Consider the following 16,118-nt stretch of genomic DNA (forward strand, 5'->3'; position numbering starts at 1 on the left):
ACCGTCGTGGTGGTCGCCTCAGCCGGGCTGCCGGTCGAGCCACTCGAGGTATGCCGTCCCGCGCGGTGAGAGCTCGTAGCCGACGTCGTGGCTGATGGTCAGCCCGAGGGCCTTGAGCTTGCGGATGTCGACCTTCATCGGGAGCAGCTCGACACCGCGCAGGGCCGCCAGCTCCTTGGAGACGACGTGCGGGTTGTCGCGGATCCACTCGAGGACGTCGCGGGTCCACGCACCCGTCGGGCGGGCGTCGAGCCGACGGAGACGGGTCGCGATGTCACTCAGCGCCTCGTCGTCGGGCAGGCTCTCGCGCAACGCGACGCGGGGGTCCTCGCCGGCCCAGCTGAGGCGGATGCGATAGACCGTGTCCCCGCCGCGGCCCCCGCGGGGTGAGGGCTTGCGCTCCCTCGGGGCGAGGAAGCGCTGGAGGGTGGCGAGGTCCTTGACCCCGGCCCTGCGCGCGTCGCGATCGGTGAGCTTCTCGGGGTCGCGCACCCGGCTCACGCCGTCGAACCGGACGAGCCCGGCCGCCGTCAGCTGCAGCCCGCCGACCTTGACCCGCGGGGCGTCCCACCGGCGGAAGGCCTGCGTCACCGTGCCGGCGCGGATGGCCTCGGCGACCGGCTTGGAGATGAGCACGACCTCATCGTGGCACGCGCGCCGCCCCTCGGGCAGGACGAAGGAGCCGGGCGGGGGCTGGAGACGGACGGCCGTCACGCACGCCATCGGGACCGTGAGCTCGAGCGCCCCCTGCGCGGCCGCGACGGCGTCGAGCCGGTCCGCGACGAGCGCTAGGACGCGGTCTGCATCCGGCGCGGGGACGACGGAGCGCCGGCCCGGCACGAAGCCGAGCCGGACGGACCCGTGGCCGAGCAGTGCCGCCCGTCGGCCCCGGGCGGAGCACGCGTGCACACTCGTGGAGCCGGCCGGCGGGTCGTCGAAGGTGTTGATCCCGCTCCCCGAACCGGGGTGCATTCCGCGTCGGCGTCCGTCTGCTGCTAATCTCACCGGGCGCACGAAAGTGCGTGCCGCCCCCGTAGCTCAGGGGATAGAGCACCGCCCTCCGGAGGCGGGAGCGCAGGTTCGAATCCTGCCGGGGGCACCAACCGACACGAGGCCTTGAGACGCGCGAAGCGCCGTCTCGAGGCCTCGTGTCGTCCGTGCCCCCGTGCCCCCTGTCGGCCTCGGGGAGGCGTTCTCCGAGGAACGAAGATGCCGTGGGGAGGACGCCGGGGTCCCGCCGGGGGCGTCCCGGAAGTCGCCCGTCGGGCTCGTAGACTCGGCCGCATGACGCCGGACCAGCTGCGCGCCCTCCTCGAGGAGGTCGCCGCGCAGGCGGCCCGCACCGGGGAGCTTCCCGACGAGGCGCAGGCAGGGCCGCCGGCCGGGCCACTCTTCCGCCCCACCGACACCCGGGTCTCCGGCGTCGTCGCCGACTGGGTGACGCCGGTGGCCCAGCGCTGGGCCCCGCAGATCGACCTCGAGCCGCGCGACCTGGCACGCGTGCTCGCGCAGGGCCTGACCCTCCAGAAGCCGGTCGCGGCCGTGGAGGTGGCGCCCAGCGGCCTCATCGCCCTCACCCTCGAGGACTCGGCGCGGTCGGCGATCGTCCCGCTCGTCATCGAGGAGCAGGACCACTACGCGCTCGCTGCCGGCGAGCGTCGACCCGACCTCGTCGATGAGCCAGGCGCCCGCGCCGCCGACGACCTCGTCCGCTCCGCCCAGCTCGCGCACGCCCGGCTGTGCCGCATCATCCGCAACGCCGAGGCCGCGGGGGTCGAGCGGCGTCCGTCGACCCGGCTCGGCGAGCTGACCCACGTGGCCGAGCGCCACCTCCTCGTGGCGCTCGCCGACCTCCCGCAGCGCCTCGCGACCCACGCCGGCGACGAGGTCCAGCAGCGTCGAGCGGTGACCGACCTCGCGGCGCTCGCCGACGCCTGGGACCACCCCGTGCGGCCGACGGTCGTGGGGGTGCACCCGCAGTCGGTCCACGGGGCCCGGCTGCTCCTCGCCGACGCCGTTCGCATCGTCTTGCGCAATGGACTCTCGCGCCTCGGTGCGGCAGCCCCCGAGATGATGTAGGCATGCGCGCACACGAAGCAGGAGCGCTGCACGCGGAGGGCTATCGCGGCCCCGCGTGGCTCCAGACCCCCGTCGACGTCAACGCCCTCGTCCCGTCGCTGTGGGCGACCTCCGTCGGCCGGGGCGGTGACGGCGTCCTCACGGTCGGCGGCGTGAGCGTCACCGAGCTGGCGCGCGAGTTCGGCACACCGGCATACATCATCGACGAAGACGACTTCCGTTCGCGCGCAAGGGATTTCAAGCGGACGTATGCCGAGGTGTTCGACGGGCTGTCGGGCGGTGCCGACGTGTTCTACGCCGGCAAGGCCTTCCTCTGCACCGAGGTGGCCCGATGGGTCCACGACGAGGGCCTGCACCTCGACGTCTGCACGGGCGGCGAGCTCGCGGTGGCCAAGCGCGCCGGTGTCCCCGGTGACCGCATCGGCCTGCACGGCAACAACAAGAGCGTCGCCGAGATCCGCGACGCCCTCGACTACGGCGTGAGCCGCATCGTCATCGACTCCTTCGACGAGATCGAGCGCGTCGCCGCGGTCGCCGCAGAGCTCGGCGTCGTCGCGCCGGTCCTCATCCGCGTCACCGTCGGCGTCGAGGCGCACACGCACGAGTTCATCGCGACGGCGCACGAGGACCAGAAGTTCGGGCTGTCGCTCTCCGGCGGGCACGCGTTCGAGGCCGCGCGCCGCATCCTCGACCGGCCCGAGTCGCTGCGCCTGCTCGGCCTGCACAGCCACATCGGCTCGCAGATCTTCGACACCGCCGGCTTCGAGGTGTCGGCGCGCCGCATCCTCGGGCTGCACACGAGGATCGCGCGCGAGCTCGGCGTCGAGCTGCCCGAGCTCGACCTCGGGGGCGGCTTCGGCATCGCCTACACGACCGAGCACGACCCCCTGCCGCCGAAGAACCTCGCCGCCGGCATGGCCGAGATCATCGAGCGCGAGTGCCGCGCCGACGAGGTCGCCGTGCCGCGCATCTCGGTCGAGCCGGGCCGCGCCATCGCCGGGCCCACGACCTTCACGCTCTACGAGGTCGGCACGGTCAAGCCGGTCGACCTCGACGGCGGTGCGCAGCGCGTCTACGTCTCCGTCGACGGGGGCATGAGCGACAACGTCCGCACCGCGCTCTACGACGCCAACTACTCGTGCACGCTGGCCAACCGGGCCTCGACGGCGCCTCCGGTGCTCGCCCGGGTCGTCGGCAGGCACTGCGAGAGCGGCGACGTCGTCGTCAAGGACGAGTTCCTCCCGTCCGACGTCGGCGCGGGCGACCTCATCGCCGTCCCGGGCACCGGGGCCTACTGCCGCTCGCTGTCGAGCCAGTACAACCACACCCCGCGGCCGCCCGTCGTCGCGGTCCGCGACGGGGTCGCCCGGGTCATCGTGCGGCGCGAGACCATCGACGACCTGCTCGCCCTCGACGTCTGATGGATCTGCAGATCCTGCGCCACGGATGTCCGGATCGCGAAACAATGACCGTCCAGCACCCGGACAGACGGCAGGATTCGCACCGTGGACAGCGCCGTGAGTGACACCCAGCCGTTGCGCGTCGCCCTGCTCGGGGCCGGCGTCGTGGGCGGAGCCGTCGCGCGCCTGCTCACCGAGCACGCGGACGACATGGCAGCCCGCGTCGGCGCGCCGCTCGAGATCGTCGGCGTCGCGGTCCGTCGCGCCGGCCGCGACCGTGGCGCCCTCGGGGTCGACCCCGCCCTCTTCACGACCGACGCCGAGGAGCTCGTGACCCGGGCCGACGTCGTCGTCGAGGTCATCGGCGGCATCGAGCCGGCCCGGTCGCTCATCCTGCGCGCCATGGAGCACGGCGCCTCGGTCGTCACGGCCAACAAGGCACTCCTCGCCGAGGACGGCCCCGCCCTCTACGACGCCGCCGCCCGACACGGCGTGGACCTCTACTACGAGGCCGCCGTCGCCGGGGCGATCCCGCTGCTGCGCCCGCTGCGCGAGTCCCTCGCCGGCGACGAGGTGCGCAAGGTGCTCGGCATCGTCAACGGCACGACCAACTACGTCCTCGACAAGATGGACACGACCGGTGCCGGCTTCGCCGACGCCGTCGAGCAGGCCCAGGCCCTCGGCTACGCCGAGGCCGACCCGACCGCCGACGTCGAGGGCTTCGACGCCGCGGCCAAGGCCGCCATCCTCGCCTCGCTCGCGTTCCACACCCGGGTCTCGGGCACCGACGTCTACCGCGAGGGCATCACCGAGGTGTCGGCGGCCGACGTCGCGGCGGCGCGCGAGATGGACTCCGTCGTCAAGCTCCTCGCGATCTGCGAGCACACCGACAAGGGCGTCAGCGTCCGCGTGCACCCGGCGATGATCCCGCGGTCGCACCCGCTGGCCGGGGTCCGCGAGGCCTTCAACGCCGTCTTCGTCGAGGCCGACGCGGCCGGTGAGCTGATGTTCTACGGCAAGGGCGCCGGCGGCGACCCGACGGCCTCGGCGGTCCTCGGTGACCTCGTCGCCGTCGCCCGCCACCGGGTCGGGGGTGGCCTCGGGCCGGGGGAGTCGAGCTATGCCGACCTCCCCGTCCTGACGATGGGCGATGCCCAGACGAGGTACCACATCAGCCTCGACGTCGAGGACCGCTCGGGTGTCCTCGCGCAGGTCGCGGCCGCCTTCGCCGACCACGACGTGTCCATCGAGACGGTGCGCCAGCAGCTCGTCCCCGCCGGTGACGGCGAGGCGGCCCGGGCCAACCTCATCATCGTCACCCACACCGCGAGCGACGCGGCCCTCTCGTCCACGGTCGAGCGCCTGCGCACGCTCGACGTCGTCCGTGGTGTCAACTCCGTGATGCGCGTGGAAGGTTCGTGATGGCCCACCAGTGGCGCGGAGTGATCCGCGAGTACGCCGACCGCCTCCCCATGCTCGAGGGCGCGCCCGTCGTCACGCTCCACGAGGGTGGCACGCCGCTCATCCACGCCGAGAAGCTCTCCGAGCGCGTCGGCGCCGAGGTCCACCTCAAGTACGAAGGCCTCAACCCCACCGGCTCGTTCAAGGACCGCGGCATGACGACCGCGATCAGCGTCGCCGCGCGCAAGGGAGCCAGGGCCGTCATCTGCGCGAGCACGGGCAACACGAGCGCGTCGGCCGCCGCCTACGCCACCAAGGCCGGCATGACGTGCGGCGTCCTCGTGCCCGACGGCAAGATCGCCATGGGCAAGCTGAGCCAGGCGATCGCCCACGGGGCGACCCTGCTGCAGGTCGACGGCAACTTCGACGACTGCCTGACCCTCGCGCGCAAGCTCGCCGAGGCCTACCCCGTCGAGCTCGTCAACTCGGTCAACCCGGCGCGCATCGAGGGCCAGAAGACCGCGAGCTTCGAGGTCGTCGACGCGCTCGGCGACGCCCCCGACATCCACTGCCTCCCGGTCGGCAACGCCGGCAACATCACGGCGTACTGGAGGGGCTACCGCGAGTACCTCGCCCACCCCGTCACCGACGCGCCCGCAGGTCCTGCCACGCACCTGCCGATGATGTGGGGCTTCCAGGCCGCGGGAGCGGCCCCGATCGTCCTCGGTCACCCGGTCGACCACCCGGAGACCATCGCGACCGCGATCCGCATCGGCAACCCCGCGTCGTGGGAGCAGGCCGTCGCCGCGCGCGACGAGTCCGGTGGGCGCATCGAGGCCGTCACCGACGAGCAGATCCTCGACGCGCACCGCTACCTCTCGTCGCAGGAGGGTGTCTTCGTCGAGCCCGGTTCGGCCGCGTCCGTGGCGGGCCTGCTGGCGAGCCACGCCGCGGGTCTCGTGCCCTCGGGGGCGCGGATCGTGTGCACCGTGACCGGCCACGGGCTCAAGGACCCCCAGTGGGCGCTGCGCACCGCCGACGGGAGCGACGTCGTGCCGACCCGCGTCTCGGTCGACGCCTTCTCGGCGGCCCAGGCCCTCGGTCTCGAGGGCTGACCGCGTGAACCGGGTGCCCGCGGGCCGTTCCGTCAGCGTGCGGGTGCCGGCGAGCAGCGCCAACCTCGGCCCCGGCTTCGACTCCGTCGGACTGGCGCTCGGGCTCTGGGACGACTACGTCGTCACGACGTCCGAGCACGTCGGCCTCGTCATCGAGGTGACCGGGGAGGGCGCCGCCGACGTGCCCACGGACGAGCGACACCTCGTGCACGCGACGATGCAGCACACGTGGCGCGCGCTCGGCGTCGAGCCTCCGGCGGGCCTGCGGATCGAGGCCACCAACGGGGTCCCGCACAGTCGTGGGCTCGGCTCGTCGGCGACCGCGATCGTCGCGGGTGTCGTTGCCGCACAAGCACTTTCGTGGGGTCTGACTGAGAGCGCGTATGCCGCGTGGCCGTCTCCCGGTGCCACCGTGCCCGTCGACCTCGGGCTGGCGACGCACGTGTCGAGCGAGCTCGAAGGTCATCCCGACAACGCCTCGGCGAGCGTGCACGGCGGCCTCACGGTGAGCTGGATGCCGGACGGGACGGGGCTCGACCGCGGTGAGCGCACCGTCACGGCCCGCCTCGACCTGCATCCCGACGTCGAGGTCGTCGTCTTCGTCCCCGAGACCCAGCTCGCGACGCGCACGGCCCGTGCCGTGCTGCCCGAGACGGTGCCCCTCGCGGCGGCAGCGGCCGGGGCGGGGCGCGCGGCCCTGCTCGTGCACGCGCTGACGGCGGACCCGTCGCACCTGCACGCCGCCACCCGTGACTGGCTCCACCAGGAGGCGCGCCGACCCTCCTACCCGGCCACGATGGAGCTCGTCGACCTGCTCCGCTCCCAGGGGCACGCCGCCGTCGTCTCGGGGGCCGGCCCGAGCGTCCTCGTCCTCACGACGCGTCAGGTCGCGCAGGACGTGCGGGCGGGGCACCTGGCATCGCACTGGGAGCGGCTGACGCCGGTCGTGCCCGCGCACGGCGCGACGGCGCACGCGCGCTGAGCAGCGAGAACCGAGCCGTCCCTCACCCGTCCGAGGGCCTCTGGGTGGTATCCTGAGCCCGCACCACTCGCCGCGACACCGCAGGCCGGTGCATCACCCCCACACTGAGACGAAATCCTTTGTCTCTGGGCGCGTTCTGCGCCGAAGTGGATCTCAGACGGCCAGGTCACCTGGTCCAAGTCCGGCCCGCTGGAATGTCCCGGGCCGCAAACGAGGGGGAAGGATCCTTCGTGTCAGAAACAACCACCCGTCCGCTCTCTGGCCTGTCGGCCATGAAGCTGGACGAGCTCAAGGGCGTCGCGTCGTCGATGGGCATCACCGGCACGACGAAGATGCGCAAGAGCGACCTCGTCGAGGCCATCAAGGCGCGCCAGTCGGGCGGCTCGTCCGCTCCTGCCGCCCCGGCTGCAGCGACGGGCACCACGGGACCGTCGGGCTCGACGACCTCCGACGCCGCGACCGCCTCCGAGGCGGCTCCGGCCCGTGCCTCGCGCCGGGTCAGCCGCCCGGCGGGGTCCGCCATGACGTCCGAGGCGTCCACCGAGGCGTCCACCGAGTCGTCGACGGAGGCGCCGTCCGAGGACCGGGCGCCCCGTGCCGAGCGGGGTGCCCGCAGCTCCCGTGAGAGCCGGTCGGCTCGTGCCGACGCACAGGAGGCCACGGCGTCCGAGCGGACCGACGCGGGAGACCAGCAGGCCTCCGACGCCGACGACCGCGACGACCGCGACGACCGCGAGGGACGTCAGCGCGACCGGGGTCGCGGACAGCAGTCCGACCGTGGCCAGCAGGGTGACCGTCAGCAGGGCGCCCGGGGTGACCGTGCGGACCGTCAGCAGGGCGGCCAGCAGTCCGACCGCCAGCAGTCGCGCCAGCAGGACCGTCAGGAGCGCCAGGACCGCCAGCAGGGCGAGCGCCAGCACGACCGCGGCCAGCAGGGTGACCGTCAGCAGTCGCGCCAGCAGGACCGCCAGCAGGGCGAGCGCCAGCAGGACCGCCAGCAGGACCGTCAGGACCGCCAGCACGGCGAGCGCCAGCAGGACCGCCAGCAGGACCGTCAGGACCGCCAGCACGGCGACCGTCAGCAGGGCGACGCGAACGACCAGAACCGTGGTCAGCAGTCGCCCTACGACGACGAGGGTGGCAGCCGTCGCAGCCGCAACCGCCAGCGCAGCCGGGACCGCAAGCGCGGCCGCGGCCGTGAGGGCGGCCAGGACTGGAACGACGCCGACCTGCAGGTCGGCGACGACGACGTGCTCGTCCCCGTCGGCGGCATCCTCGACGTCCTCGACAACTACGCCTTCGTCCGGACGTCCGGCTACCTCGCCGGCTCGAACGACGTCTACGTGCCGCTCGGCATGGTCAAGAAGAACGGCCTGCGCAAGGGCGACGCGGTCACCGGTGCCGTCAAGGCGCTGCGCGACGGCGAGCAGCCCTCGGGCAACGTCGGCCGCCAGAAGTTCAACGCCCTCGTGCGCCTCGACACGGTCAACGGTCAGACGCCCGAGGAGGCCGCCAAGCGCGTCGAGTTCGGCAAGCTGACGCCGCTCTACCCGCAGCAGCGACTGCGGCTCGAGACCGAGCCCAACGTGCTCACGACGCGGATCATCGACCTCGTCGCGCCCATCGGCAAGGGCCAGCGTGGCCTCATCGTCGCCCCGGCCAAGGCCGGCAAGACGATGATCATGCAGACCCTCGCCAACGCGATCACGACGAACAACCCCGAGTGCCACCTCATGGTCGTCCTCGTCGACGAGCGCCCCGAGGAGGTCACCGACATGCAGCGCGCCGTCAAGGGCGAGGTCATCTCCTCGACCTTCGACCGGCCGGCCGAGGACCACACGACGGTCGCCGAGCTCGCCATCGAGCGGGCCAAGCGTCTCGTCGAGCTCGGCCACGACGTCGTCGTGCTGCTCGACTCCATCACCAAGCTCGGTCGCGCCTACAACCTCGCCGCACCGGCGAGCGGGCGCATCCTCTCCGGCGGTGTCGACTCGGCCGCGCTCTACCCGCCGAAGAAGTTCTTCGGTGCGGCGCGCAACATCGAGAACGGCGGCTCGCTCACCATCCTGGCGACGGCCCTCGTCGAGACCGGCTCGAAGATGGACGAGGTGATCTTCGAGGAGTTCAAGGGCACCGGCAACATGGAGCTCCGCCTCAACCGCGAGCTCGCCAACCGCCGGATCTTCCCGGCCGTCGACATCAACAGCTCCGGCACGCGCCGCGAGGAGATCCTCCTCGCGAGCGAGGAGCTGAAGATCATGTGGAAGCTGCGTCGGGTGCTCGCCGCCCTCGACCCGCAGCAGGCCATCGAGCTGCTCATCGACCGCCTCAAGAAGACGCGGACGAACTACGAGTTCCTCACCCAGGTCCAGCAGACGAGCGGCTCCAAGCTCGACGACGAGTCCTGACCGACCACCGACGGGGACGGCGCCACATCGGCGCCGTCCCCTTTCGGCGTTTCATGGGCTATTCGGGTCAAATGTTCCTAAAATGGACGCACCACCCCGAACCCACCATGGAGAACCATGTCTGCGCCTGCCGGCGACCCCGATGCCAGCCCCGTCCGTGTCCTCGTGGCCGACGACGACGCCGACATCCGAGACCTCGTCGAGTTCAAGCTGACCCAGGCGGGGTATGCCGTCGAGGCCGTTCCTGACGGCATCAGCGCCTGGGAGGCGTTCGCGGCCAACCCGCCGCAGCTGGCGGTGCTCGACGTCATGATGCCCGGCCTGTCCGGCATCGACGTCCTCCGCAAGATCCGCGAGAGCGAGTTCTCGTCGGTGCCGGTCCTGCTCCTCAGCGCCAAGTCGCGCGACTCGGACGTCGACACCGGCTTCGCGGTCGGCGCCGACGACTACGTCATCAAGCCGTTCAGCCCGCGCGAGCTGCTCCACCGCGTCAACGGCATGCTCGCCCGGGCCCGATGAAGGGCGGGGCGTCGTGATCGTCGGGGCGGCGCTGCTCGTCGGCGCCACGGTCGTCATCCTCGGCGCGTGCGTGCTGCTCATCCTCGCCGTCGTGGCGGTCCGCGCGCGACGGCACAGCCGCACCCAGCGCGACGAGATGCTGCTCTCCCCGCTCCGGCCGCCCCTCATCACCGTGGCCTCGGGTGAGGACGACGACGGCGCGGCCGCCGAGCAGCTGACCTGGGCGACCGGCGTCTCGCGCGCCGTGCTCGACCGCAACATCGTCGAGATGCTCACCAAGATCCGCGGCGTCCCCGCCGAGCAGCTCGTCCACGTGCTCGAGGTCCACGGCGCGGTCGACACGGCGGTGGCGGAGATGTCGAGCCGTTCCACCGTCAAGCGCGCCCGGGCCGCCCAGCTGCTCGGGCTCGCACGTGCCGGGCACACGGTCCCGCTCCTCATCGAGGCCCTGGGCGACGAGGCCGTCGAGGTGCGCAACAGCGCCGCCTACGCCCTCGGTCTCATCGGCGACCCCGTGGCCGCCGGCCCGGTGCTCGCCGCGATCGGCGCGCCGGAGCGTGGGCTGCCCGCGGCCACCGCGGCCGAGGCGCTGCAGTCGATGGGCGTCGGCATCTCGGAGGTGCTGCGCGACGGCATGGCCGACGCCAACGCCCGCACTCGCATGGTCGCCGCCCACCTCAGCGGCGAGCGCAGCTTCACCCGGGGGCTGCCCGAGCTGCGCCGACTGCTCGACGCCGACCCCGACCTCACGGTCCGCGAGACGAGCGCCACGGCCATCGGCCGCCTCGGCCGTGGTGAGGACGCCGGCATCCTCGTGCGTCACACGGCGGCGTCCGAGCCGCTGGCCCTGCGCCGGGCCTGCGTCATCGCCCTCGGCGACCTCGGCGAGGCGGAGGCCATCCCGGCGCTCGCCGCGCTGCTCGACGACTCGGACCCGCGTCTGGCCGAGCTCGCCGCGACGGCGCTGCTGTCGATGGGGCCCGACGGCCGGGACGCCCTCGCGGGGCACGAGGACGAGCCCGCCGTGCGCTCCGCGCGCCTGATGGCCAGCCTGCAGAAGGCGTCTGCATGAGCTGGGACGGTTTCGTCGAGGGGCTGCGGTCCTTCGTCCTGTGGAGCATGGACGTCACCGCGGTGCCGATCATCATCTACTTCATCCTCATCAACACCTCGCTGCTCGTGCTCATCGTGCTGGCCTACCTCGAGTTCCGGGCCCAGCAGCGTCGCCGGTCGACGGCCGTCGCGTGGCAGGGCGCTGGCCTCGCCCCCGGGGTGTCGCTGCTCGTCCCGGCCTACAACGAGGAGGCCGGCATCGTCATGGCGGTCAAGTCCTTCCTCACGCTGCGCTACCCGCGGCACGAGGTCGTCGTCGTCGACGACGGCAGCAGCGACCAGACCTTCGCCCGGCTCGAGGAGGCCTTCGACCTCGTCCAGGTCCCGCGTGAGCTGCCGCACGAGATCCCGATCCGGGCCACGGTGCTCGGCATCTTCGTCCCGCGCGACGGCCGCACCCGTCTCGTCGTCGTCCGCAAGGAGAACTCCGGGCGCTCGGAGGCGATCAACGTCGCCATCAACGCCGCGAGCGAGCCGCTCGTCGCCATGATCGACGGTGACTCCATCCTCGAGCCCGACGGGCTGCTCCACGTCACCCGTCCCTTCGCCGACGACCCCACCCGCATGGTCGCGACCGGCGGGGCCATCCGGCCGGTCAACGGCAGCCGCGTCGTGTCGGGCCGCATCGTCCGCGTCGAGATGCCGCAGACGTGGATCCCACGCATCCAGCTCGTCGAGTACCTCCGCGCCTTCCTGCTCGGTCGCACCGGGTGGTCGCGGCTCGGCGGGCTCATCCTCATCAGCGGCGCCTTCGGGCTCTTCCGGCGCGACGTCGTCGTCGAGGTCGGCGGCCTCGACCCGAACAGCATCGGCGAGGACTTCGAGCTCGTCATGCGCATCCACAAGAAGCTGCGCGACGAGGGCCGCGACTACTCCATCGAGTTCGTGCCCGAGCCGGTCTCGTGGACCGAGGTCCCCGTGACCGCCAAGGTCCTGCGCAACCAGCGCCGCCGGTGGCACCGAGGTCTCTGGGAGACGCTCTGGGCCTACCGCTCGATGCTCTTCCGCCCGAAGTACGGCCGCATCGGCTGGCTCGCGCTGCCCTACTACTGGCTCTTCGAGCTCTTCGCGCCGCTGCTCGAGCTGTTCGGCATCATCATCGTGCCGCTCGCGCTGGCGCTCGGGGTCGTCAACGTGCCCTTCGCGATCCTCTTCCTCGTGCTGGCCTACGGGTATGCCGTCCTCGTGACGCTCGCCGCGATGGTCGTCGACGAGTGGGCCTTCCACAAGCACGACCGCTGGCGTGCCATCTGGCAGACCATCGCGGCGTCCGTCCTCGAGAACATCGGCTACCGCCAGGCCACCGTGTGGTGGCGCCTCGAGGGGTGGTGGTCGAGCCTGCGCGGGAAGAAGCACGTCTGGGGAGTCATGACCCGCACGGGCTTCGACGAGGACCCGGCGTGACCGGCGGGCTGCCGGTCGTGTCGAGACGCTCGGTCGGCAGCCAGATCCGGCTGCTCATCGGCATCCTCGTCGTCCTCGTGCCGATCGGCGCCATCATCTCCGTGGCCACGATCCACTCCCAGGGAGCCTCGGTCCGGGCCCTCACGCTCGCGCTCGGTCCCGCCCGCGAGGCCAACAGCGCGGTGCTGCTCGACATGACCCGGGCCGAGGGAGCCTGGCGCCAGAGGGTCGTCGGTGCGCCGGCCCCGATCGACCCGCTCTCGCTGCGCAGCCGGGTCGAGAAGGAGCTGCGCGTCGTGGAGGCCGCCACGCAGAGCCAGGAGCTCTCGCCCGACGACCGCGCCGTCTTCGCCCCGCTCGTCGCGGCGCAGCGCACCGCCGTGGAGACCTGGTTCACGGCCGCGGCGGCCTCGCTCGAGAACGTCCCGACCGGCCCGTCGACGCAAGCGCCGCCGGGGAGCGCCGACGCGCCGACCACCCCCGAGACGCAGCAGCGGACCCGCGTCGAGACGGCATACGCCACCTTCCTGCGTGCCAACGGCACGCTCGAGGAGGCCATCCGCTCCCAGCGCGACGCCGCCCGGGTGGAGTCGCGCGAGGCGACCGGCATCACGTCGGGCGTCATCATCGCCGTGGCGGCCGTCGTCGTGCTCGTGCTCGTCGCGGCCGGCTTCGGGATGGACCGCGCCGTCGGCCGCCCGCTCGCGCGCCTGCGCGAGGTGGTGCGCCGGCAGGCCGAGGAGGACGTCATCGCGATGGCGAACCAGGAGGAGGGGGCGCTCGAGGTCCGGATGCTCGCGCGCGACTTCAACGACCTGACCCGGGCCAACGCGCGCCTCGTCGACCAGCAGGCCGCGGTGCTCGAGATGCAGGAGCTCGTGCTCGACGTCGGCCGGGGCGCCCGGTCGGCGCTCGACGTCCACGAGGCGCTGCAACGGGTCACGACCAAGCTCGGCGCGGGCCTGGGCGCCGACCGGGTGCTGCTCTACACCCTCGGCGACGACGGCCAGACGATCGAGGACCGCCTCCAGTGGCACACCGACGACCTGCCCGACCTGCCACCCCTCCCTCGCTCGCTCGCCCAGCAGGTGGGGGCCGTCAACGACGAGCTCCGCCGCGACGTGGGCTTCTTCGACCTCGGCGACCTCCTGGCCCACCAGGCGTACGACGACGAACGCGCCCGGGCCTTCCACCGGGCCACCGGTGCGAGGTCGCTCCTCATGCTCCCGGTCGGCACCGGCGGCCGGGGCCTCGGCATCCTGTCGGTGATGATGGTCGGTGCGCCGCGCCGCTGGCACCGCCACGAGATCCAGGCCGCGCAGCAGTGCGCGGCCATCGCAGCCCAGTCGATCGTGGCCCTGCGGCTGTCGCAGATGCAGGAGGAGCAGGTCCGGCGGCTCACCGAGCTCGACCGGCAGAAGACCGACTTCATGGCGACCGTCAGCCACGAGCTGCGCACCCCGCTGACCTCGATCAGCGGCTACCTCGAGCTGCTCGTCGACGGCGACTTCGGCGACGTCTCCGACGGCCAGCACGTGGCCCTCGACATCATCGGACGCAACGCGACCCGGCTGCGCGGGCTCATCGAGGACCTCCTCGTCCTCAACAAGATCGAGATCAGCGGTCTGCAGGCCGTGTCCGAGGAGGTCGCCGTCCGCGACCTGCTGCGCACGGTCACCGAGACGATGGAGCCGGTCGCCGCCGCCGGGGGAGTGCGGCTGCTCTGCACCGACGTGCCCGACGACCTCGTCGTCCGGGTCGACCGCGGCCAGGTCGAGCGGGCCCTGATCAACCTCGGCTCCAACGCCGTGAAGTTCACCCCCGAGGGCGGGCAGGTCCTCCTGTCGGCCGAGCGCGCGGGCGACTCCACGATCATCTCCGTGCACGACACCGGCATCGGCATCCCGGCGGGCGACCTCGCGCGCCTGTCCGAGCGCTTCTTCCGGGCCGGCAACGCCACGGCCGCAGCCATCCCCGGCACGGGTCTCGGCCTCGCGATCGTGCGCGCCATCGTCGAGGGCCACGGCGGGGAGCTCGTCATCGCCTCGGTCGAGGGGGAGGGGACCACGATGCAGGTGGTGCTCCCCGTCGCCCAGCCGGCGAACGTCCCAGCGCGCCGGTGACCTCCGGCGCGACGGCGTCGCGACCGTCAGAAGCAGCCACCCCGGGGCTGGTCCCGCAGTCGCTGCGTGACCGTCCAGCCGCTCACGGGGTCGCGCAGCACGTCGTCGGCCGGTGCCGACGACCGCGACCTCGTGCCGGTGCTCGTCACCCGGGGTGACCGGATCTCTCCGGTGCGGGCGTCGAGCGACCAGCGCTCGGTGACCCAGACGGCCTCGCCGGTGATCGCCGCCGCCGTCGTCCGCGGGTACCAGACCTCCACGGCCACGTCGCGGCCCTCGCGGCGCACGCTCACCCCCGCGGGGACGTCGGGTCGGGTCGGCAGCACCCGCCAGGTGACCGACCGGGTGGCGAGGTCGACCCCGAGCACGGAGCCGTCCGAGCCGGGGACGACGACGTGGGAGTCGTCGGTCGCCACGACGGTCTCCCTCGGCCAGGCTCCGACCGGCAGCGCGACCTCGAGCGACTCCCACGAGCGCGACGCCGGCGACCCTGTCGACGCCGGCGACGCCGGCGACCCCGCCGACCCCGCCGACCCCGCCGATCCCGGCGACCAGGCGACGAGCGCCTGCCGGCGCACGCCGACGACCCCGGCGGACGTGACGACCGCGGACGCCCGGTAGGCGCGGTCGGCCTTCGCGTCCACCGGCGACTCTCGCCACGACCAGCCGCCCCGGCCGCCGTCGAGCCGCTCGGCGACGAGGACCGCGTCGCCCTCGTCAGGCGACCCCACGGCATACCCCCGGACGACGCCGAGGACGTCGGCGAGGCCCGTGGGGGTCGAGACCGAGCCCGTCACCACGTCGACGACATGTGTGGCGTGGCAGCCGACGACGACGACGTGGCCGTTGCTGACGACCGGCGGCTCGGACAGCAGGTCGGCCACCGTCGTCGTCCAGCGGACGGTCCCCGACGGGTCGGTGCCGGTGATGCGTCCTGCCTCGGCGGCGGGCACGTCGGGGCAGTCGTCGAAGGAGCAGCCGGCGCCCGAGCACGCCGCGGTCGCGAGCAGCGCGGCGACCGCCCCGGCCACCGCCACGCGTCGCCCGTCCACCCGGTCCCCGATGCCCATGTGAGCCTCCCCGTCGTCCGCCTGAGCTGGGTCCGTCCCGTCGTGGAGGAAGACACCCCACTGAGCCCGAACGATGCATGTCAGGACCCACGTCGCGAGGCGTCGGTCGGGGGAATGCCGGGGCGCTCCCGCGCGTTTGGGAGGAGGTGCGCCTTTCTGGCACACTCTTCCTTTGGACCGGTTCACGGGAGAGCAGCTCCCCAGCGTGAGCAGCGATGACACCGACCCGGCCGACTACCTCTAGGAGACTACGTTGAAGAAGGACCTTCACCCCGAGTACGTCGAGACCACGGTGACCTGCACCTGTGGCAGCACGTTCGTCACGCGCAGCACCCAGACGTCCGGCAAGATCGCCGCCGACGTCTGCTCGCAGTGCCACCCGTTCTACACGGGCAAGCAGAAGATCCTCGACACCGGTGGCCGCGTGGCCCGGTTCGAGGCCCGTTACGGCAAGAAGGCCGCCAAGTAGGTCTCCCGCACGCCGGCTCCCACGACTTCGGTCGT

The 16,118-nt window shown here is 72.8% G+C and carries 13 protein-coding genes and 1 tRNA gene; 12 read left to right on the top strand and 2 right to left on the bottom strand.

Annotated features, from left to right (window positions below):
• Positions 1 to 18 precede the first annotated feature (18 nt).
• On the bottom strand, positions 19 to 972 hold the full coding sequence (locus ACSQ2D_RS06595; RefSeq protein WP_435985175.1) for a hypothetical protein: 954 nt from the start codon (positions 970 to 972) through the stop codon (positions 19 to 21).
• A gap of 55 nt (positions 973 to 1,027) precedes the next feature.
• Here ACSQ2D_RS06595 and ACSQ2D_RS06600 point away from each other — a divergent pair.
• From ACSQ2D_RS06600 to ACSQ2D_RS06650, 11 genes are all read left to right on the top strand, one after another.
• Positions 1,028 to 1,102, top strand: a tRNA-Arg gene (locus ACSQ2D_RS06600).
• A gap of 182 nt (positions 1,103 to 1,284) precedes the next feature.
• Positions 1,285 to 2,079, top strand: coding sequence for a DALR anticodon-binding domain-containing protein (locus ACSQ2D_RS06605; RefSeq protein ID WP_435985176.1), 795 nt, complete (start codon positions 1,285 to 1,287; stop codon positions 2,077 to 2,079).
• A 2-nt stretch (positions 2,080 to 2,081) separates the two neighbouring features.
• Positions 2,082 to 3,500: a diaminopimelate decarboxylase gene (gene lysA / locus ACSQ2D_RS06610; protein WP_435985177.1), complete on the top strand. Its 1,419-nt coding sequence runs from the start codon at positions 2,082 to 2,084 to the stop codon at positions 3,498 to 3,500.
• An 84-nt stretch (positions 3,501 to 3,584) separates the two neighbouring features.
• Positions 3,585 to 4,901, top strand: a complete 1,317-nt coding sequence (locus tag ACSQ2D_RS06615; RefSeq protein WP_435985178.1) for a homoserine dehydrogenase — start codon at positions 3,585 to 3,587, stop codon at positions 4,899 to 4,901.
• Positions 4,901 to 5,995 (top strand): threonine synthase, encoded by a 1,095-nt coding sequence (thrC, locus tag ACSQ2D_RS06620; protein WP_435985179.1) that lies wholly within the window; start codon positions 4,901 to 4,903, stop codon positions 5,993 to 5,995. The genes ACSQ2D_RS06615 and thrC overlap by 1 nt, the downstream gene beginning before the upstream one ends.
• A 4-nt stretch (positions 5,996 to 5,999) precedes the next feature.
• The gene (locus ACSQ2D_RS06625; RefSeq protein WP_435985180.1) at positions 6,000 to 6,977 is read left to right on the top strand and encodes a homoserine kinase; all 978 of its coding nucleotides are present in this window, start codon (positions 6,000 to 6,002) and stop codon (positions 6,975 to 6,977) included.
• Between the two features lie 272 nt (positions 6,978 to 7,249).
• Positions 7,250 to 9,385: a transcription termination factor Rho gene (gene rho / locus ACSQ2D_RS06630; protein WP_435985181.1), complete on the top strand. Its 2,136-nt coding sequence runs from the start codon at positions 7,250 to 7,252 to the stop codon at positions 9,383 to 9,385.
• A 117-nt stretch (positions 9,386 to 9,502) separates the two neighbouring features.
• Positions 9,503 to 9,904 carry a response regulator gene (locus ACSQ2D_RS06635; protein ID WP_051535183.1) on the top strand — a complete coding sequence of 134 codons (402 nt, stop codon included), beginning with the start codon at positions 9,503 to 9,505 and terminating at the stop codon, positions 9,902 to 9,904.
• Positions 9,905 to 9,917: 13 nt separating this feature from the next.
• On the top strand, positions 9,918 to 10,976 hold the full coding sequence (locus tag ACSQ2D_RS06640; RefSeq protein ID WP_435985182.1) for a HEAT repeat domain-containing protein: 1,059 nt from the start codon (positions 9,918 to 9,920) through the stop codon (positions 10,974 to 10,976).
• Positions 10,973 to 12,421: a glycosyltransferase family 2 protein gene (locus ACSQ2D_RS06645; RefSeq protein WP_435985183.1), complete on the top strand. Its 1,449-nt coding sequence runs from the start codon at positions 10,973 to 10,975 to the stop codon at positions 12,419 to 12,421. The genes ACSQ2D_RS06640 and ACSQ2D_RS06645 overlap by 4 nt, the downstream gene beginning before the upstream one ends.
• Positions 12,418 to 14,544, top strand: a complete 2,127-nt coding sequence (locus ACSQ2D_RS06650; protein ID WP_435985184.1) for a sensor histidine kinase — start codon at positions 12,418 to 12,420, stop codon at positions 14,542 to 14,544. The genes ACSQ2D_RS06645 and ACSQ2D_RS06650 overlap by 4 nt, the downstream gene beginning before the upstream one ends.
• A 26-nt stretch (positions 14,545 to 14,570) precedes the next feature.
• Here ACSQ2D_RS06650 and ACSQ2D_RS06655 read toward each other — a convergent pair whose 3' ends face one another.
• Positions 14,571 to 15,614: a hypothetical protein gene (locus ACSQ2D_RS06655; protein ID WP_435985185.1), complete on the bottom strand. Its 1,044-nt coding sequence runs from the start codon at positions 15,612 to 15,614 to the stop codon at positions 14,571 to 14,573.
• A gap of 253 nt (positions 15,615 to 15,867) precedes the next feature.
• Between ACSQ2D_RS06655 and rpmE the strand changes: the two genes are divergently transcribed.
• Entirely contained in the window at positions 15,868 to 16,083 is a 216-nt protein-coding gene (rpmE, locus tag ACSQ2D_RS06660) for a 50S ribosomal protein L31 (RefSeq protein ID WP_435985186.1), read from the top strand.
• Positions 16,084 to 16,118 lie beyond the last annotated feature (35 nt).

The sequence above is a fragment of the Terrabacter sp. LjRoot27 genome (assembly GCF_964254175.1).
Classification (GTDB): Bacteria; Actinomycetota; Actinomycetes; order Actinomycetales; family Dermatophilaceae; genus Terrabacter.